Consider the following 19,032-nt stretch of genomic DNA (forward strand, 5'->3'; position numbering starts at 1 on the left):
TTTTACTCTCCCTGCCCCCACGGTCGAATGTCTGCCGCCACATCCATAAACGATGTGTTTACGGTAAACGGATTGCAATGAGCTGAGGTCATTTCCGAGAACCCGCCTTCCTTGAATTCACACTGCTGCCAGCCTTTCGGGTAAATCAGCACCCCTGGACGAATATCGTCTGCGTAAATCGCACGAACGACGGCATGTCCTCGTTCGTTGAACAGCTCGACATAAGAATTGTCTTCAATGCTGCGGGCTATTGCATCTGATGGATTAATCTTCACAATGGGCTCGGGCGCGATCTCACGCATCCATTCATTTTCGAACTCGCCAGTGTGCCAGCGTGTTCGTAGCCGGTGCGACATCAAAGTAAAAGGATATTTTTTCGCGACCTCACCCCTGGGCCACGCTTCGTTGGGGAGAGAGAACGTTGGAACATGTCCAAAATCAGGATCGAGCTCTTGACCCCAATCGATACGCGGCACAACCGTTTCGCAATAGATATTTGCCCTGCCCGTTTCTGTTGGAAATACTCCGCCATAGAATTTGATATCTGTTTCGTCGTAACAGATATCTTTTTCAACCCGAAGCCTATCGAGAGTGATGCCCCGTTCAAGACCGAGCTCGGACTCGTCAACCAATTCCCTCAAGTACTCTTCATCGGTCTTTTCAAAATACTCTCCAACGCCCATTTCGACCGATATTAACCGGGCAATATCAGAATCGCTTTTTGCCTCTGCAGGCGACTCGACCGCCTTTTCGGTTATTCCAACATACGGATAATAACTACCCTTTAGCACATCCTCGACTTCAAGCGCATGCGCACAAGGCAACACTATATCGGCATATTTCACACTATCGCTATATTGCAGATCAGACACAACGATAAAGTCAATCTTATTCCACCATTCCAATATCTCATTTGAGCTTCCACCGCTCGACATAGGATTCGCAGCAGCTACAAATAGAGACTTGATCGGGTAGTCTTCCCCAGCATATTGCCCGGAGTCCATAATGTCAGTCATAGAAAGAACGGGAACAGTATTAACAAACGTGCCTGTCGGAGCCATGAACGCAGGATTAGTGTTGAAAGAGTACCAAGAACCTCCAACACAAGAGCCAGCACGCCCTACCGTGCCCGTCAAAATAGCCAGCGTAGCAAGCGCCTGCCCGAACTCGGCACCATTATCGTAAGCCTGACTTGCATATCCTGCGATGTTCCAGATCTCTCCTTCGGATTCCTCGATTGCGAGCTTTCGGATATCGTCAACTGAAACTTCAGTCAGTTCCGAGGTTCTTTCAAGCGAGTACTTTCCGAGCTCATCGCAAAGCATGTCGAAGGCTGTTTTCACTGGTATCCCATGCACCAGCCTCTCTCCGGAGAGAGCCGGGCTGACAGCGGCATCATAGGCAACTGTTGTCTGCGATTGCTCATCCCAGACAATAGGAGAATCGAGGATTTCCGACACATTTTCGACAGAGGAGTCTCCTTTCTCCTTAGAAAGAATGCCGAGGTCGCTTGCACGAAGGATTTTTTTTGTATCCTGACGTATCAAAAAAGATGCATTCGAATGATTTAGCAAAAACTCCTTATTGTGCAAATCGTTTTCGACGATGTAATTCATTATCCCAAGGAGCAGAGCGGGGTCCGAACCGGGACGATTAGACACCCACATATTCGCCTTAGACGCAGTGGTGGAGTAGTTGGGGTCAACTACGATAAGCCTCGTACTTCCCTTTTCCATTGCATCAGCAAGGGGCCACCAATGCTGCCACCAAGCATCGACAAAGTTGCACCCCCACATGACAACTTTATCGGCATTGCCTATGAGCGAGGCTCCATTTCGGAACATCCCGTCCCCCGCAACCCGCGCCATGCCATATCCAAGGGCCATATCTGTGCAGTAATCCACCATGGTCATCTCGAGAACATTTGCAAGCCGTCCTAAAAGACCTCCAAAGTTGCCCGAACCAAGCGCGGCGCAATTCCCAGAACCCCAATAGTATGCAACAGAGCGTGGACCGAATTCCTCCCTATACGATTTCCATTTTGACGCAATAGTAGATATTGCCTCATCCCAACTGATTCGTTCCCAATTGCCTTCCCCTCGCTCGCCAGCTCGCTTCATCGGATAAAGAATTCGATTGGGGTTGTAAACAGCACGCATCCTTGAACGACCTCGAAGGCACATACGAGAACCCCGAGGGCTTCCGCCCTCAATCGGAGAAAGCTTTACAATCTTTCCATCTCTAACGTGTGCTTCATATTGACAGTAAACACAGGTCCAGCAGCAGCCTACACGACATTTTGTTTGGTCCTCAGGCTCCTCGGCAAAAGCCCCCTCATCAGGACCAAGCGCCCGTAAGACACCGCCGCCGATAAGCGCCGCCGCTCCCACAGTCGCCCCAGTAGCCTTCAGGAGACCTCTGCGAGTGAGATTGGAACGCTTTTCGCTTCCAGACATTCTCTCCTCCTCTTTCGAGTGAGAGGAACGCGCAATTCAGACAGAGAGCTGATCCGCAGAATCGTCTTGCGCTTTCCTCCTCTTTCCCATCCCCCATGGGCGAACCCGGTAATCGCGCAACAGTTTGATGGGATACCGTACATGTCTTTAGAATCGGCCGGATTCTGATGCTGCCAGTCTGTCATACTTTGTCATATGTTGTCAAGAGAAAATGTAGGACAATCTATGACAAAATTTGTCCTTGATTCAAAACACCGGATCAGAGATCATTTCATGCAAACCATTTTCATGGCAGAAAATTGCACCATTTTGCAAAGTCAAGTCTTGATTATAGAATATTTGTTTGTATTATTATGAATTAAGCGGGGAGCTGGGGCTCTCTGCATACATCTCCCCTAACACCAATTCTAGATAACGGGAGGGAGGTGATGCAGATGAGCATTTTCCTGGCCTTAGTCCAGACTTTGATTGGAGCCGCCACTCTTGGGGTTGCACTTTTGGCCCTAGAAAGCGGGGACCCGCCACATAGTGACGGGTCATCCAACAACAGCGAGGACTAGGCACCCTCGCTACCGGGACGTCTTCGGGCGTCCCGGCCCTTCGGGGCCAAGTTCTCTAGGCGAGGCCCATTGTAGCACAGATGCGTCGTCGGTCGCTAGGCCTTCTCCCCGCCTTCGGGCACAAAGCCCTCGCTGAAGGCGCTGGGGATGACGAGCGTGCCGCCAGATTGCTTCACGGACTCGTAGGCCAGATGCATGGTGCGCAACCTCATAGCCTCGGGGTCTCCGGCATAGCTGGCGCTCGCGTCCTTCAGCATGTCGGAGATATCCGCCTCCGCCTCGGCCAGGGTCATGCGGGCGTCGCGCTCGCGGGCCGCGATGGCACCGGCGGCCATCGCCGGCTGCAGCTCGCGGGGCACCACGATGTCGCGCACCTCCACGTCTATGACGTCGATCCCCCAGCCGTCCAGCTTCGCCTCCAGCACCTCTTTCAGCTCGGCATCCAGCTGATCGCGCCGACAGGCCACCTCGGCCAGGCTCGCACGGCCGATGGCCGCCCGCAGCGTGGCCTGGGCCATCCACGCCACGGCGCTCGCGTAGTCCTCCACCTCGCAGGCCGCCTTCTTCGGGGAAAACACCATCCAGAACACCACGGCATCCACGTTCACGGGCACCAAATCGGACGTGAGCGTCTCCTCGGCGCCGAAGTAGGTGGCCGCCACGCGCTGGTCGATGCGCACGGTGTAGAACTCGATGACGGGCCAGGTGAACACGATGCCCGGCCCCGCCACACGGTTGAAGCGGCCGAAGCGCATGACCACGGCGCGCTCCCATTCCATGACGATGTGCACCGACGAGGCGGCCAGGGCGCCAACTACCGCGGCGATCACGAGGGCCGCAAGGCCAATACTGCCCGCGAGGGCCTGGGCGCAGGCGAGCACCAGCGCGCAAACAGCGGCGAACACGATGATGGTGAACGCCACGGCGCCGTTGCGGGAGGTGCGGTTACGCCCCGTTTCCAGCCGCGCGCCCGTCTGCGGCGCCCTCTCCTGCGGGCTCGGGGAACTTGACGAGGCGTCCGCGCCGTGCTTCTTGCGGGTCATGGGCTGCTCCTTCGCTTGTGCCATCCTTCTCGCGCTTGGCCTTGGCGGCCACGAGCGCCGCTGTGAACTGCGCGTCGATATCCTCCAGCGACATGCCGAGCTCCTGGCAGCGCTTGAGGTACTCTGCCGTGACGATCTCCGCCGTCACCTCGGCCAAGACGCCGGGCTTGTCGGACACATCGGCCACGAACGCCCCGAGCCGCCGCTTCGACACGATGTAGCCGTCCTCCTCCAGGCTCTGGTACACCTTGCTCACGGTGTTGTAGTTCACCTCCACCTCGGCGGCCAGGCCCCGCACCGTGGGCAGCTGGTCGCCCGGCAGGTAGAACCCCGAGGTGATGAGGTAGATGAAGCGGTTCTTCAACTGGAGCCAGACGGGGATGGAGCTGGCATCGTCCAGCTGGAACAGGTCCCCGGCCGGTATCGTCTTGCCTAGTTTGACCACAGGGTCACGTCCTCTCTTCCCGTTGCGGAGCCTTCTCCCCCGCTTTCCTCTGCGGAAGGCGCGGAACGCAAGCCCGCCGCCTCCTCGTTTTCGGAAGGTACGGAAGCGGGGGCTTCCGCTTCCTGCAGCTCCAAGGGACGCTGGGCACCGGCCTCCACCACCGCGGCGCGCAGGCCCAGAGCACCCACGAGCACGAGGGCAGCCGCAAGAGCCAGGGCCGCAGCGGGATACGCCTTCGCGACCGCCTTCGCAGCCGAGCGCGAGCGCCCGTGCCCGCGAACAAGGCAGCCGACTTCCACGGCGAGCGCCGCCGCAAGGCCGCAGGCCACGAAAGCCGCCCACCAGGGCAGCGCCGCCGGGCCGTGCATGAGGCTCGTCGCCGAGGCTCGCACACCCGCGTGATCGCTTCCCAGCGCGAAGGCGAGAAGCCCCGCGGCCGCCACCGCCTCCGCCACGATGACGACCACATCGACGCGGGCGGCGCTGCGCACCGCCTTCCGAACGCTCCCGTCGCCTTCCACGAAAAGCGCCCCGGCCATGAGCAGGGCGCAGCCGCAGGAGGCGGCCGACAGTGCGAAGAGCGCCGGTACCCAGGGCGACGACCACAGCCGCACCCCGGAAAGCGTCTGCAGCAGCAGCCCGGCGTAAACCGCCACGACCACGGCCAGCCCGCAGGCGACGATCTCCGCGACCACCATCGCGCACCGACGCAACCAGGGCACGTACAGAAACCGCGCCAGGGCGAGCGCCGCCGCCAGCGCCGTCAGCAGCGCCACGGCCCAGGCGCCCAGGTTCATGAGCGTCACAGGCGGTGCCGTAAACAGCGACAGCACGCGGTCGATACGCCCGAGGTCGGCGGCGAGGCAGCCGGCGCCCAGGGCCAGCGCCCCGCAGGAGAGGGCCAGCACACCGGCGACCAGGCGCTCAGCCGGGCGCTTCTCAGCGAAGTCAGGCACCACATCCGCGCCGAAGGGCTCGCGCACGAAGAGCAGGTCGGCCACAGACGCCGCGGCCACGCCGCCCGCGCCGACCCCGGCCAAGAACAGATAGGCTGTCACCAGCTCCCCGAACAACGCGCCCCCTTCGATTCCGTTTCCCGAAGTATGACACAAACGCTCGCCAATGTATATGACAACATGGGGCAGAAGCGAAAACCTATTCCACACGCAGCATGCGGTAGCCGATGCCAACGTGGGTTTGGAGATAGACCGGGCTGGCAGGATCGGGCTCGATCTTTTTGCGCAAGGTGGCCATGAACACGCGCAGGCTGGGCAAGTCGCTCGCCAGGGCGGCGCCCCACACCTCCTTCAGAATGTAGTTGTGGGTGAGTACCTTGCCGGTATTGTGGGCCAAAAGCACCAGAAGCTTGTACTCGATGGGAGTCAGATGAATCTCGTCGTCGCCCCTCACGACAACCTTGGCATCGAAGTCGATGGCGAGATCGCCATTGCGATACGTCTCCCCCGCCTCTTCCTCGGTCTCGTCGAAGGCGACGCGACGCAGCGCCACGCGCACTCGGGCAAGCAGCTCCGCAACTGAGAAGGGCTTTGTCAGGTAATCATCGGCCCCCGCATCAAGAGCCGTCACCTTATCGGCATCCTCCTGGCGCGCCGACAGAACGATGATCGGCACGTGCGACCACCCGCGCACCGCTCCGATGACCTCCGTCCCGTCGCGATCGGGCAGCCCCAAATCCAAAATGACGAGGTTGACATCCCTCGCGCACGTAAGGTCAGCGAGAGCCGCCGTAGCCGTGGATGCCTCGCGCGAACGATAGCCGTGCACGTCAAGGGCACACGTAACCAGATTGCGCACCGCCGGGTCATCCTCCACAACGAGGATAACGCCCTCGTCTCTATCGCTCAACGTCCGCACTCCCTTCCTCGACGACGCCAACCGGAGCCTCTTCGCGCAGCTCTGCCGCGGGAAGAGCGAACGAGAACACGCAACCGTGCGGATAGGCATCGCGCAACACGATATCACTGCCGTGCGCCCTTAAGATAGAGCGGCAAAGCGAAAGACCCAGCCCCATTCCTCGACGCGCATCGCCCCCTTCGCCGTCCTCGCAGCCTGTGCCCACCCGTCCCCCGTGGTAGAACAGATCGAACACGCGCGCTTGCTCGGCGGGAGGGATGCCCGGACCGTCATCGGCCACCGCGACAACCACCCTATCGCCGGAAGCGCTGCGCTCGCGATGCGCGGTGAGGCGAATGGACGACCCCGCGGGCGTGTAGGCGATGGCGTTGTTCAAAAGGTTCACCACCACCTGCACAATCAAACGTCCGTCCATCTGAGCCAGGAGAAACTCATCCTCGATCTCCACCGTCAGCCGATGCTCGCTCACAAAGCGACTGACATGGCGCAGCGCATCGGCCAGCACGTCGGAAACCAGTTCGGGGGCGCGCGACACTTCGACGTCGCCGTCGTCGAGCCGCGTCACCGACAGCAAATTCTCCACCAGATTGATCAGCCAATTCGCGTCCTCATGGATATCCGACGTCAAACGCTTCCTCTGCGCCTCGTCCAGGACGTCCCCCGAGGCGAGCAACATATCGGCGTCGCCCGAGATGCTCGTGAGCGGCGTTCGCAAATCATGGGAAATGGCACGCAGCAGATTCGAGCGCAGCGCCTCCTTCTCGGCCTTCACGGCGAGGTTCTTCCGCTCGCTCGCCAGCGCCAGAGCCTCCGCCGCCTGACCGCATTCGTCAAGCAGCGCTACGAGCAGATTGCGCTCGAAGGAGCCGAAGTCGTCGTCGCCTTGCTCCATCACCAATCCCGCCACACCGAACACGCGATCCTTCGAACGAATGGGAAGGTACAGGCAGCGCGCCTCGCGCAAGGTATCCGTCGTCGCGCCGGCGGCCTCGCCATTGGCGGCGACCCACGACGCAACAGCCATCTCGCCCGGAGCCGCGAGATCCAGCTTCTCGGCGTCTCCCCCGCCGCTGCCGGGGACATCGAAGACCCGCGGCGGAAGGAGGCCGCCATGCGCCGCCCCGTCGACCTGGTACATCACCACCGGCCGATCGAGAATCTTCACCACTTGGGCCGCCGCCGTCTCCAAACAAGCGCCGAGGCTCACGACCGCCTGGAACTCCCGACTGCTCTCCAAAAGCACCTCGGTACGATAGGCCCGTCGCGCCGCCGTGGTCGCCTGACGCTTCAGTCGGATGGCCAAAGATGAGGCCCCCAATGTTCCTATCAGCAGAAACGCGAAGATGATGGGGGCCGATAGGCTATAGGCATGGAAGGTGTAGCGCGGCGCCGTGAAGAAGAAGTTGTAGGCCACGACACTGCCCAGCGCCACAAGCACGGCATACAGAAAACCATCCGCGCGCGTGGCGAGCAGCAGCGCGACCAGCAGATAGGTCATGAGGATGATCGAGGGCGTAGGGCTTGCCAGCCACGCCACTTCCCCCAGCGCCGTCGCAACGGCTATCGCGAGAAGCGCTCGAAAAACATCGGAGGCCGTGAGGCGAAAGCTCGCATGGGTGCGCAAGCGCTCGAGCACCGAGGGGGCGTCCACCGCGGGGACGGCCGTCACCATGGCCTCGGGAGCGGCCCGCATCAACCGCGACGCCACGTCCCCGCATCCGAGCAGGCCGATGCGACCGGGCATCGAGGGCACCACGATACGGCGAATACCCGCCGCTGCGGCGTAAAGGGCCACGGGCTGCACCGGATCGTCCCCCGTCAACGTGACGATGTGCGCACCCATCTCCTCCGCAAGGGCGATCGAGCGGGCAAGGGCCGCATCGCCTTTCGATCGCCCCTCCACGCCCTCGCCGCCCGATTCGACCACAAGCGCCGTGCACGAGCCGCCAAACGCCTCGGCCATACCCGCTGCCGCGCGAATAACTCGCGGCGCCGCCGCATCGGCGGTCACCAGCACCAAAACGTCTTCGCCGCCAGCCGCATGCGGCACCGTAGCCGCAGAGGCGCGCGTGAGGCGGTCGGCAGCGCGACGCAGGGCAATTTCGCGCAGCGCCGCCAAATTCGATCGCGAGAAAAAGTGCGAAAGCGCCGACCCGATCCGCTCGGGCGCGTAGATTTTGCCCGAGCGCAGGCGCTTGATGAGGTCAGCAGGCTCCAAATCGACGACTTCGACCGAATCGGCCGCGTCGAAAACGCGGTCGGGGATCCGCTCGGAGGGCGCCACAGCCGTCACGGAGGCAATCTTGTCGTTAAGCCCCTCGAGATGCTGCACATTCACCGTCGTGTACACATCGATACCCGCACGGAGCAGCTCTTCGACATCTTGATAGCGCTTGCGATGGCGGCACCCCGGCGCATTGGTATGCGCCAGCTCGTCTACCAGCACAACTTGGGGACGGCGCTTCAGGGCGGCGTCGAGGTCGAATTCGCGCAAAGCGACGTTTCGGTGCTTCACCGATTTCACGGGCAGCACTTCCAGGCCATCGAGCAAGGCAAGGGTGTCGGCACGCGTGTGCGGCTCAACGTAGCCCACTACCACATCGACGCCCTCATCTTGGACATGATGAGCCTCGGTGAGCATGGCGAAGGTCTTTCCCACGCCGGCGGCGTACCCGAAGAACACTTTGAGCCGGCCGCGCCCCTCGAAGCGCTCCGCCTCACCCGCTTCCTCTTCCTCCCGGATTCGCTGCAGGATGGCATCGGGGTCGCCGCGGCCGCCGCCGATCTCCCATCTCTCTCGAACTTCCGCCACGTCACTTGCCCTTTCGCGTCGTCCCGACAGCGCCCCTGCATCCTAGCACGCCCCACCCCTCAGCCGCATCTCATTCGCTATCCGTTTCCCTCAGGTTTTCTCCAAGCGCGCCAAGCTCCACTTACTCCAGCACGCCGTCGAGCATGAGGTTCACCTTCAGCACATTCACCCGCGCTTCGCCGATAATGCCCAACAGGGGGTACTCGGTGCACTGAGCAATAATGGCACGCACCTCTCTCTCGGGCCGTCCCGTTGCCGCAGCGATACGTTCCACCTGGTAATCGGCAGCGGCCGGCGAGATATGCGGATCGAAGCCCGATCCCGACACCGTCACCAAATCACTTGGAACGGGCTGCGCGGCACGGTCGGGATGGGCCGCCCGCACCTGCTGTATGCGTTCGTCCACTCGCGCGGCAAACTCGTCGCTCGCGGGACTGAGGTTCTCGGGGCTGTACCACAAAAGCGGCTGCCCCTCCGCATCGGAGAAGGAGCCGGCGTCGACCACCGTGGGCCGACCCCACAAATGGGTGTCGCTTCTAAAGGGCTGTCCCACTAACTCGCTGCCGTACTTCACCCCGTCGACCTCGATAATAGAGCCTGTCGCCTGGTACGGGAACGCTATAGCCGACAGCCCCGTCACAGCCCAGGGGTAAACGATCCCGCACAGCACACTTGCCGCGATAAACAACGCCAGGGCACTCGCGAAGCACCGCGTCACCATCTTTCCACTCATAATGCGTTCTTCCTGTTCTCGAAAATTGCCTTCACAACGGTTCAAACGAAGGCCGCCGCCATGTTGCGGCCCGGATGCCTTTACGCAACGCCGACAAGTACCATGAGCGCATCGAGCGCCTTGATGGCCGCAAAGGGAACGATCACGCCGCCCAAGCCGTACACTGCCAAATTGCGCGCGAGCAGACGGTGCGGCGACGCCTCGCGACACTTCACCCCGCGCAGCGCAAGCGGAATGAGCGCGACGATGATAAGAGCGTTGTATATGATGGCCGCAAGCATCGCCGAGGCGGGTGTGGCCAGATGCATGATGTTGAGCACCTCCAAACCCGGATAAAGGGGCACGAGCAGCGCAGGGATGACCGCGAAGTACTTTGCCAGGTCGTTGGCGATCGAAAACGTGGTGAGGCTGCCGCGGGTCATGAGCAGCTGCTTGCCGATACGCACGATTTCGATGAGCTTGGTGGGCGAGGAATCCAGGTCCACCATGTTGCCGGCCTCCTTGGCCGCCTGAGTGCCGGAGTTCATGGCCACGGCCACATCGGCTTGGGCCAGCGCCGGAGCGTCGTTGGTGCCGTCGCCGGTCATGGCGACCAGATGCCCCTCGGCCTGGTAGCGGCGGATGGCCGCAAGCTTCGCTTCGGGCGTGGCCTCAGCGATGAAGTCGTCAAGCCCCGCCTCAGCGGCGATGGCAGCGGCCGTGAGGGGGTTATCGCCCGTGACCATCACTGTTTTAATGCCCATGGCGCGCAAGTCGGCGAAGTTGTCGCGAATGCCCGACTTGATGATGTCCTTCAAGTGAATGACGCCGAGCACGCGCGCATCGCGCGCCACCACCAAAGGCGTCCCGCCCGATCGAGACACCTCCTCGGCCACGGCGGCCACCTCCGCGCCAAAGACGCCCCCGCGCGCTTCCACGTAAGCCCGCACGGCGTCGGCCGCACCCTTGCGAATCTCGTGACCCTCGAAATCCACACCGCTCATGCGCGTTTGGGCCGTAAAGGGAACTACCGCAAAACCGGACTGCGCCAACTCGCGCTCGCGGATGCCGAAGCGCTCCTTGGCGAGCACCACCACACTGCGTCCCTCGGGCGTCTCGTCGGCCAGGCTTGCCAGCTGAGCCGCATCGGCAAGTTCGCGCTCGCTAACGCCGCCAACGGGCAGAAAGGCCGCAGCCTGACGGTTGCCGAGCGTGATAGTGCCCGTTTTGTCGAGCAGGAGCACATCTACATCACCCGCCGCCTCGACGGCACGTCCGCTGGTGGCCAGCACATTGGCTGCATTCAGTCGGCTCATGCCGGCAATGCCGATAGCGGACAGCAGCGCGCCGATGGTGGTAGGCGCCAGGCACACGAACAACGCCACCAACGAGGTGATTCCCAGAGGATTTCCCGAGCCGTGCTGCGCGGCGGTAAATGCTCCGAACAGGTACAAGGACAGCGACACCGCAAGAAACACCAACGTCAGCGCGATGAGCAGCAGCTCGAGAGCCTGCTCGTTGGGGGTCTTTTTGCGCGCGGCTGACTCGACCATGGCGATCATCTTATCGAGAAAGCTCTGACCCGCCTCAGCGGTCACCCGCGCTACCAGCCAATCGGAGAGCACCGTCGTGCCTCCGGTAATCGACGACCGATCGCCGCCGCTCTCGCGCACGACCGGCGCCGATTCGCCGGTAATCGCGCTTTCGTCCACGCTTGCCGCCCCCATGATGACCTCGCCGTCGGCGGGCACCTGCTCGCCCGCGCGAACAAGGTACACCTGCCCCCGCTTCAACGTAGCCGATCCCACCGCGCGGCCTCGATCAGCAAGAAACGCCGACGGGTCTTCCATCGTGGCGGCATCAGCGAGGGCGGCGTTGTCTATGAGGCACGCCTCGACATCGCGTTTGGCGGAGCGCAGCGCATCGGCCTGCGCTTTGCCGCGACCCTCGGCGAGCGACTCGGCAAAGTTTCCGAACAGCACCGTCGCCCATAGCACCACGCAAATTGCCGCAATGTAGCCCCACGGAGCGTCAGATATGCCCGCGAGCGCCAACGCAAGCAGCACGGTGGTCAAACAGGCCGACAGATACACCATGAGCATAACCGGATTTTGAGCCTGGCTGCGAAAGGACAGCTTGGCGAAAGCGTCGCGAATCGCTCGTTTCGTTTCCTTTTTCATAGACCACGCACCTTACCTAGAACGCACCCATGAACTGCTCGGCCAGAGGTCCCAGCGCAAAAGCCGGAAGAAGGGAGAGCGCGCCGATGAGCACGATGATGACCAACAGCAGCACGGCGAACAAAGCGCCGGAGGTGGAAAGCCCGACCGCTCCCGTCGCCTGAACCTTGAGCTGCGCCAAATTCCCGGCGAGCACCAGCGCCGCAGCGAGCGGAGCCAGGCGGGCAAAGAGCATTTCCACCCCCAGCACCACATTGATCAGCGGCGTGTTCGAGCTCAGACCGGAAAGGCCGCTGCCATTGTTTCCGCCGGCCGAAGTGGCCGCATACAGCAACTCGGTAAAACCGAAGGGAGCCGGAGTTCCCACCGCCGCCGCGCTGGCGGGGCTCATCACAAGCACCGATGCGGCAAGCAGGATGGCAAGCGCCGGCGCCACCACGATAACGACCGCCATGCGCATCTCGGCCGGACCCAGCTTCTTACCCAGGTATTCAGGAGAGCGTCCTATCATCAGGCTCGCAACGAACACCGCCAGCACCGCGAAGCCAAGCAGGCCCACCAAACCCGTGCCGACACCGCCGCCGACCACCTCGCCAAGTCCGATGAGCGCCAGCGGCACCAGCGTTCCGATAGGAGTCATGGCCTCGATTGATGCGTTGGCCGAACCGTTGGAAGTAGCGCTCGTGAGCGCCGTCCACGCCGCCGATTCTCCGACGCCGATACGACATTCCTTTCCCTCCATATTGCCAGCCGACTGATCCAAGGCGCCCAGATACACTGCCCCATCGGCTGAAAGCTGGGGCGTGGCCGCCGTCTCGGCGGCGATAACGGAAAACAGGCCCGCCGCGAGAATCGCGAGGACAACCGTCATGAGCGCGCGACTCTGCCGACGGTCGCCCACCATGCGCCCGAAAGCAAATACCAGAGCGAAGGGGATGAGCGGCATCGCCGCGCATTGGAGGAGATTCGTAAGCGGCGTGGGGTTCTCCAAAGCCGAGGCGGAATTCGCGCCGTTGAAACCGCCGCCGTTTGTTCCCAGCTGCTTGATAGCCACCTGAGACGATTGCGGACCGAGCGGTACGACCGCCTCGGTCACCTCCTGCACCGCCGTCGGATCATCGGCATCGACGAGAGCCCCCTCGGCATCAACGCTCACCGGCTCCAAAAGCTGCACCATCTCATAGCCCTGAAACGTCTGGGGAGATCCCTGCCATACTCCCACCAAAGCGAGCACCAGCGACAGGGGCAGCAGCACGTAGAGCACCGCGCGCACGACATCGACGAAGAAGTTCCCGAGCTTGCCGCCGTCCGAAGATGCCAGGCCCCTCAGCAACGCGAATGCCACCGCGATGCCGACGGCCGGCGAAAGGAAGTTCTGCACCGCCAGACCAACCGCCTGCGAGAAGTAGCTCAGATTCGTCTCACCGGCGATAGGCTGCCAATTGGTGTTCGTCACAAAGCTCGCCGTCATATTGAAGGCCGTATCGAGCGCAAGCCCCGGAAAGCCCTCGGGGTTCCAAGGCAGTGCGCCTTGGCAGATCAGCAGGGTGAAGAGGCCAATAAAGCTTACCGCCGTAAAGGCGAGCGCACTGGCGAGAAAACGCCTCCAATCCATACCATCATCCTCGCGCGCGCCCACAAGACGGCACGCAGAGCGCTCGAGCGGGCCAAGCGCACGCCGAATGAGAAGGGGCCGACCTTCCATCACGTCAACCAAATACCCCGAAAGCGGGAGGGCGCAGGCCACGACGAGCGCCACCAGCACGCCCGCCTGCAGAAACTCCGACCCCGCGATCGCGCTCATCGCTGCTCACCGCCCCGCAGCAGCAAAACTGCCAAATACGCCATCGCGACGAGCGCCAACACGCCCACGATAGGTGTCACCACGAACATGATCTTGCCCTTGTCTCTCAAGATCCCGCAGGACCGCTTGCCAACATCCGGGAGGCAACGCGCTTCGCGCGCAAGAGCACCACCCGATGAATGTCAGCATAATCAGCAAGGGCTAAAGACGCCGTTAAGGTTCATGCGCCCGCATTAAGACGGTATTAAGATTGCAGTCCGGCAGCTCGTCTCCGCGTCTGCGTCGCATCCGCCCCGCTATTCAGCTTTCAACGGATACAGCGCGAGCGAGCTAGAAGCAACGGCGCCTCGAACGCTGGTGCACCGGACGCCACTTCGGAGGTCGTCGCCGATTTTCAACGCATGTTTGACGCAGTTCAAGCTATAATTCGCCCTGAAAGACACGTATGACTTGCCCGAGCAAAGGGCAAGTCGCAACAGCAAAGGAGCATTCGCATGAAGATCGCCATCCCCAGCGAAACCGACGCCGGCCTCGAGAGCATCCGCAGCGGGCACTTCGGCCACGCCGCGTACATGACCGTCGTCGAGTTCGATGACGACATGAACATCGTGGGCGTCGAGTCGGTGAAGAACGCCGATCACGATGCCGTGGGTTGCGGCGGCGTGATCGACTTCGTCTCCGGCATCGGCGTCGACGGCATTCTCACCGTGGGCATGGGCATGCCGCCGTTCACTCGCTTCACCAACGCCGGCATCAAGGTTTACTCCGACACCACCGAGCCCAACGTCGGTAACGTGGCCCGCCTGTTCGCGGAGGGCAAGGTCGCGCTCATGGATCCCGCCAACGCCTGCCGCCACTAGAGAAGGCCTCGGCCCGCAAAGGCCACGGGGCACCTGCCCCATCGCTCGCCCAGCCCGAAGAGCCGCCGACTCTTCGGGCTTTTGTTTTGGGCTCAACGCTCCGGGCCGCTAAGGGCAATCGGAAACGCCCGAACCCTGACGCCCGGAGCCGCTAGTACGGCACCTCCAAGTCGCCATGGGCCAAAGCGTCGGTGCTAAGCGGCGAGAACGCCCCGGCCCGATAGCGGTCGAGCGCCACTTCGGCGATCATGCCGGCGTTGTCGCCGCAGGAGGCGAGCGGCGGCATCACGAGGCGCACGCCCTCCTCGGCGCACATCTGCTCGTAGGCGGCGCGCAAGGTCGGATTGGCCGCCACGCCGCCGCCGAGGCAGAAGGTGGGCGCCCCCGTCTCGCGCAGGGCCGCGCGGGCTTTGGCCACCTGCACGTCCACAACGGCCGCCGTGAAGCTCGCGCAGATGTCGGGCACATTGAGCTCGCGCCCGGCGGCGCGCTCGTTGTTGATGTAGGTGACCACGGCGGTCTTCAGGCCCGAGAGCGAGAAGCGCAAATCACCCGAATGCAGCATGGCCCGGGGGAACGGAATGGCATCCGGGTCGCCCTCGGCGGCGAACTTCGAGACGACCGGGCCGCCGGGGTAGCCCAGGCCCAGCGCCTTGGCCACCTTGTCGAAGGCCTCGCCCACCGCATCGTCGATCGTCGCGCCGAGCACGCGATAGTCGCCCCAGTCGGCCATATGCACGAGCAGAGTGTTGCCCCCGGACACGAGCGAGACCACCGCCGGCGGCGCGAAATCCTCCAGCCCGATCTTGTTGGCGTACAGGTGCCCTTCCAAATGATTCACCACGATAAAAGGAATGTCGGCGCCCCAGGCCGCGCCCTTGGCGAAGGCCACGCCCACCACGAGTGCGCCCACGAGTCCCGGCGCGTAGGTGACGGCCACGGCATCGAGGTCGCGCCAGCGGAGGCTCGATCGCCCCAGGCTCGCCGCAGCGACGTCGAGCGCCTCGTCGCACACGCCGCAGATGGCCTCGATGTGCTTGCGGCTGGCAATTTCGGGGACGACGCCGCCGAAGCGGGCGTGGAAATCCACCTGGGTCGCCACCACGTCCGAGCGCAAAACTCCCCCGCCGTCGATGACGGCGGCGGCCGTCTCGTCGCAGGAAGACTCGATGGCCAGAATGAGAGGATGATTTGTCGCGATCACATCGCTCTCCCCGTAGGGGGCGACCTCGGTCGCCCCTGGATACGAAGCATGGCCGGGCTGCGCGTTAGCCGCTCCATCCTCGCGGCCGAGGGCGGCGCAAGAGGCGCCCCTGCGGGATTCGTCCGCGACGCTCTCGCCGTTCGGAACCGCTGCCAGGGTGATGGTGGGCAGAGGGCCCTGCATGATGAGGGCGTCCTCGCCGTCGGAGTAGTAGCGCGGGCGGCGGCCCAGCACCTCGTAGCCGAGGGCCGCATACAGCGCTTGGGCCCCGGCGTTTGCGGCACGTACTTCCAGCGAGCTCGTGCGCGCCCCCAGGTTGCGGGCGTCGTCGGCCACGCGGGCGAGCAGCACCCGAGCGATGCCGTGACGGCGCCACGCGGGATCCACCCCCACCTTCAGAATCTGCAGATCGCCATCGACCACCCAGCCGCCGGCATAGCCCACCAGCGGCGCCTCGGCGGAAAGCGGCATCTTCGGGTCCGCGGCGTAGGCGGCCCACCATACCCGGTCGGCGCGGCCCAGCTCGTCGGCCACGAGCGTCTCGTTCCACGCATCGGTTCCCATCACGGCCGCCTCCAGGGCCGCCACATCGGCCACATGACACGCATCGAGCGGCTTGTAGGCGATGCCCTCGCCGTTGGCCCGGGCGTTGGCGATGGCCGTGTCGTTCATGGTCACGTGCTTCGAGCCCCGCTTGCCCGCCAGGGCGCCGTCGGCCCGGGCCAGGCGCTGCCGCTCATTCTCCTCGGCGTCCGACAGGCGCGTGTACACGGGCAGGGCGAAGGCCGGATCGTGGCGCTCGGCGTCGAAGGGATCGCACTCCCCCGCGCGCCATGAGGCCCGAAGCGCCATCAAGAGGCCCGCGCCCGTCGGCGTCCACAGCGCCTCGGGCAGAAGGATGCCCGCGCCTTCGAAAAGCTCCACGTACTTGCGCAGGGCATCGCCCGCGATCAGGCGATCGGAGGCACTTGTCGCGCCGAGCTCTTCGGCGAAGGCATCCGCCTTGATCACGCGGTCGGCGGTCACGCGCTCCGCCCCCGCGTCGCTCAGGCGGTATTCCACGGGATACACCTCGCGGCGCATGGCGTCGGCCACGACGAGCAATGACCCGCGCTCGCTCGCCTTCCACGCGCCCCAGGCCACCGCGTCCAGCGACGAGACGCCCACAAGGCCCACCTCTAACGCGGACGCGATGCCCTTGGCACAGGCCAGGGCGATGCGCACCCCGGTGAACGATCCCGGTCCGCGCCCCACGGCCACGCAGGCGATCTCGCCGCGGCCCACGCCGGCCTGGGCGCACAGCTCATCGATACGCGGCAGTAGCTGGGTGTTCGACGCCCGCCGCGCCTCCACTTCCACGCTCGCCACGCACTCGATCGACTGCGTGGCGGCATCAAGCTTTCCCAGCCCAATGGCAATGACCTCGTTGGCCGTGTCGAAGGCAAGTACGAAAGAACGCTGTGTATTCAAAGGGAGAACCTTCCCGAAAACGACAAATCAGTGCGGCCTATTGTACCCCACTGCCCGCGCGCCGCAAGATAGCGAACCCAAGATAGCGAACTGCCCGAGGTCTCTCTACAGCTGGCACTTTCCCAAGCGCGATTTGGAATCGTTGGCCCAGACGCACAGAAGCTGGCGCGAGCGGGAGCCGAAGGAGTGCGCGACGATGCGCCGTGCGCCGTCGCCGTCGGCTGTGATGGCGATCTCCAGATAGTCGTAGGGCATGTCCTCGGGGAACTTCTCGGCCCATTCCACGAAGGCCGCTCCGTCTCCGTCGCCGTCGATGGCGCTGTAGTAGTCGATGTCCTCCAGCTGCCAGCGCGCATCCAGCCGGTACAGGTCGTAGTGGTACAGCGGCAGGCGCCCGTCGTGGTACTCCAAAAGGATGTTGAAGGTGGGGCTTGTCACCGCCGCCCGCACGCCGAGGGCTGCGGCCACTCCTTGCACGAACTGGGTCTTCCCCGCCCCCAAATCGCCGGTCAGAACGATGGTGTCGCCCGCATGCAGATAGGGCGCGAGCGTCGCCGCCAGCTGCTTGGTAGCCTCGGGGGTCGTAGTGGTGCGCTGATATGTCAGTCCGTTCGCCATGCTCCCATCATAGGCCGTCGGCCGCGCTTCGCAAGAGCACCCGCAGGGAAGCCGCAAAACCTGACCGAATTACCCACATTCCTGAAGAATTCGGCAGATTCTTCTACGCCCTCTTCGTGCCATGGCAGGCGTACATGACCAGCCCCACGGCCACGCCGCCAACGATGTTGCCCAAGGTCACGGGAATGAGGTTCGCGAAGATGAAGTCGCCGAAGGTGAGCAGGGCGGTGTTGATGCCCGCCGCATCGATGAGCCCCGTGTAGGCCGGATTCAGGTAGGCGAAGATGCCCGCGGGCACGTAGTACATGTCAGCGACGCAGTGCTCGAAGCCGGCCAGCACGAAGCCCATGATGGGGAAGAAGATGGCGAGCACCTTGCCGGCGGTGTCCTGGGCGGTGTTGGCCTGGTACACGGCGATGCACACCATGAGGTTGCAGAAGATGCCCAGCACGAAGGCGTTCATCCACGGCAGCGCGTTCTTCGCGGCAGCCACCTTGGCCGTGTACACCGCCAAGTCTCCCCCGCCGATGTTCAGCTGGCCGAAGAACGCCATGCAGGCGGCCAAGGCCACGGCCCCCACGAGGTTGCCGAGAAACACGATGCCCCAGTTGCGGAAGAGCCGCCCCCAGGTGATCTGGCCGTCGATGGCGGCGGTCACCATAAGGGCGTTGCCCGTGAACAGCTCGGTGCCCATGAGGATGACCATCATGAGGCCGACGGGGAAGATGAGCCCCGACATGAGCCGCACGAGCCCGGCGTTCTCCAGGCCGTGGGCGGCCGTGGACGAGGTGACCGCGCCGAGCCCGATGAGCACGCCGGCGGCCACCGCCAGCAGGAACAGCCGCCATGCCGGCGAGGCGGCCTTGCCCACGGAGGCCCTCATGTAGTTGTCGGTGATCTCGGTGGGGCTGAAGATGGCCATGGTTGCTCCTCTTCGGTCAATCGTCGCGCATCGGTACGCCTCCCATCATTCCACGAGAAGCCGCGCCCGAC

Annotated in this window: 13 protein-coding genes; 1 reads left to right on the forward strand and 12 read right to left on the reverse strand. The window is 63.2% G+C overall.

Annotation, left to right across the window (positions count from 1 at the left end; translation table 11 throughout):
* Nucleotides 1–2: 2 nt before the first annotated feature.
* The 9 genes from GO707_RS02880 to kdpA all read right to left on the reverse strand — a co-directional run bounded on the left by GO707_RS02880 (nt 3) and on the right by kdpA (nt 13,887).
* A complete protein-coding gene (locus tag GO707_RS02880) occupies nt 3–2,456 on the reverse strand; it encodes a molybdopterin-containing oxidoreductase family protein (RefSeq protein ID WP_157011986.1) in 2,454 nt (817 codons plus the stop codon).
* A gap of 655 nt (nt 2,457–3,111) precedes the next feature.
* Nucleotides 3,112–4,059, reverse strand: coding sequence for a slipin family protein (locus GO707_RS02885; RefSeq protein ID WP_114539618.1), 948 nt, complete (start codon nt 4,057–4,059; stop codon nt 3,112–3,114).
* Nucleotides 3,962–4,504 (reverse strand): GntR family transcriptional regulator, encoded by a 543-nt coding sequence (locus tag GO707_RS02890; protein ID WP_227070354.1) that lies wholly within the window; start codon nt 4,502–4,504, stop codon nt 3,962–3,964. The genes GO707_RS02885 and GO707_RS02890 overlap by 98 nt, the downstream gene beginning before the upstream one ends.
* Nucleotides 4,492–5,577 (reverse strand): NrfD/PsrC family molybdoenzyme membrane anchor subunit, encoded by a 1,086-nt coding sequence (nrfD, locus tag GO707_RS02895; RefSeq protein WP_198160993.1) that lies wholly within the window; start codon nt 5,575–5,577, stop codon nt 4,492–4,494. The genes GO707_RS02890 and nrfD overlap by 13 nt, the downstream gene beginning before the upstream one ends.
* Before the next feature lie 82 nt (nt 5,578–5,659).
* The gene (locus tag GO707_RS02900; protein WP_227070352.1) at nt 5,660–6,370 is read right to left on the reverse strand and encodes a response regulator; all 711 of its coding nucleotides are present in this window, start codon (nt 6,368–6,370) and stop codon (nt 5,660–5,662) included.
* On the reverse strand, nt 6,360–9,191 hold the full coding sequence (locus GO707_RS02905; RefSeq protein ID WP_227070351.1) for a sensor histidine kinase: 2,832 nt from the start codon (nt 9,189–9,191) through the stop codon (nt 6,360–6,362). Before GO707_RS02905 ends, GO707_RS02900 begins: the two co-directional genes overlap by 11 nt.
* A 121-nt stretch (nt 9,192–9,312) precedes the next feature.
* Nucleotides 9,313–9,924, reverse strand: coding sequence for a potassium-transporting ATPase subunit KdpC (kdpC, locus tag GO707_RS02910; RefSeq protein ID WP_157011993.1), 612 nt, complete (start codon nt 9,922–9,924; stop codon nt 9,313–9,315).
* 80 nt (nt 9,925–10,004) lie between these two features.
* On the reverse strand, nt 10,005–12,083 hold the full coding sequence (gene kdpB / locus GO707_RS02915; RefSeq protein WP_157011995.1) for a potassium-transporting ATPase subunit KdpB: 2,079 nt from the start codon (nt 12,081–12,083) through the stop codon (nt 10,005–10,007).
* A gap of 16 nt (nt 12,084–12,099) precedes the next feature.
* Nucleotides 12,100–13,887, reverse strand: a complete 1,788-nt coding sequence (kdpA, locus tag GO707_RS02920) for a potassium-transporting ATPase subunit KdpA (RefSeq protein WP_157011997.1) — start codon at nt 13,885–13,887, stop codon at nt 12,100–12,102.
* 494 nt (nt 13,888–14,381) lie between these two features.
* Between kdpA and GO707_RS02925 the strand changes: the two genes are divergently transcribed.
* Complete coding sequence (locus GO707_RS02925) at nt 14,382–14,747, forward strand: NifB/NifX family molybdenum-iron cluster-binding protein (RefSeq protein WP_022740458.1); 366 nt, start codon at nt 14,382–14,384, stop codon at nt 14,745–14,747.
* A 151-nt stretch (nt 14,748–14,898) separates the two neighbouring features.
* On the opposite strand, the gene tsaD is transcribed toward GO707_RS02925, so the two are convergent.
* The 3 genes from tsaD to GO707_RS02940 all read right to left on the reverse strand — a co-directional run bounded on the left by tsaD (nt 14,899) and on the right by GO707_RS02940 (nt 18,961).
* The gene (gene tsaD, locus GO707_RS02930; protein ID WP_157011999.1) at nt 14,899–17,421 is read right to left on the reverse strand and encodes a tRNA (adenosine(37)-N6)-threonylcarbamoyltransferase complex transferase subunit TsaD; all 2,523 of its coding nucleotides are present in this window, start codon (nt 17,419–17,421) and stop codon (nt 14,899–14,901) included.
* 105 nt (nt 17,422–17,526) lie between these two features.
* Nucleotides 17,527–18,039: a tRNA (adenosine(37)-N6)-threonylcarbamoyltransferase complex ATPase subunit type 1 TsaE gene (gene tsaE, locus GO707_RS02935; protein WP_114539610.1), complete on the reverse strand. Its 513-nt coding sequence runs from the start codon at nt 18,037–18,039 to the stop codon at nt 17,527–17,529.
* Nucleotides 18,040–18,142: 103 nt separating this feature from the next.
* On the reverse strand, nt 18,143–18,961 hold the full coding sequence (locus GO707_RS02940; protein ID WP_114539609.1) for a formate/nitrite transporter family protein: 819 nt from the start codon (nt 18,959–18,961) through the stop codon (nt 18,143–18,145).
* Nucleotides 18,962–19,032: the final 71 nt, after the last annotated feature.

Origin of the sequence: Adlercreutzia rubneri (genome assembly GCF_009755265.1) — a bacterium.
Classification (GTDB): domain Bacteria; phylum Actinomycetota; class Coriobacteriia; order Coriobacteriales; family Eggerthellaceae; genus Adlercreutzia; species Adlercreutzia rubneri.

What these genes read in the sequence shown, in the direction of transcription:
- tsaE (WP_114539610.1), bottom strand. Translation starts at nt 18,039, where the DNA reads ATGGCGAACGGACTGACATATCAGCGCACCACTACGACCCCCGAGGCT.
- GO707_RS02925 (WP_022740458.1), top strand. Translation starts at nt 14,382, where the DNA reads ATGAAGATCGCCATCCCCAGCGAAACCGACGCCGGCCTCGAGAGCATC.
- kdpB (WP_157011995.1), bottom strand. Translation starts at nt 12,083, where the DNA reads ATGAAAAAGGAAACGAAACGAGCGATTCGCGACGCTTTCGCCAAGCTG.
- kdpA (WP_157011997.1), bottom strand. Translation starts at nt 13,887, where the DNA reads ATGAGCGCGATCGCGGGGTCGGAGTTTCTGCAGGCGGGCGTGCTGGTG.
- kdpC (WP_157011993.1), bottom strand. Translation starts at nt 9,924, where the DNA reads ATGAGTGGAAAGATGGTGACGCGGTGCTTCGCGAGTGCCCTGGCGTTG.
- GO707_RS02885 (WP_114539618.1), bottom strand. Translation starts at nt 4,059, where the DNA reads ATGACCCGCAAGAAGCACGGCGCGGACGCCTCGTCAAGTTCCCCGAGC.
- GO707_RS02880 (WP_157011986.1), bottom strand. Translation starts at nt 2,456, where the DNA reads ATGTCTGGAAGCGAAAAGCGTTCCAATCTCACTCGCAGAGGTCTCCTG.
- GO707_RS02940 (WP_114539609.1), bottom strand. Translation starts at nt 18,961, where the DNA reads ATGGCCATCTTCAGCCCCACCGAGATCACCGACAACTACATGAGGGCC.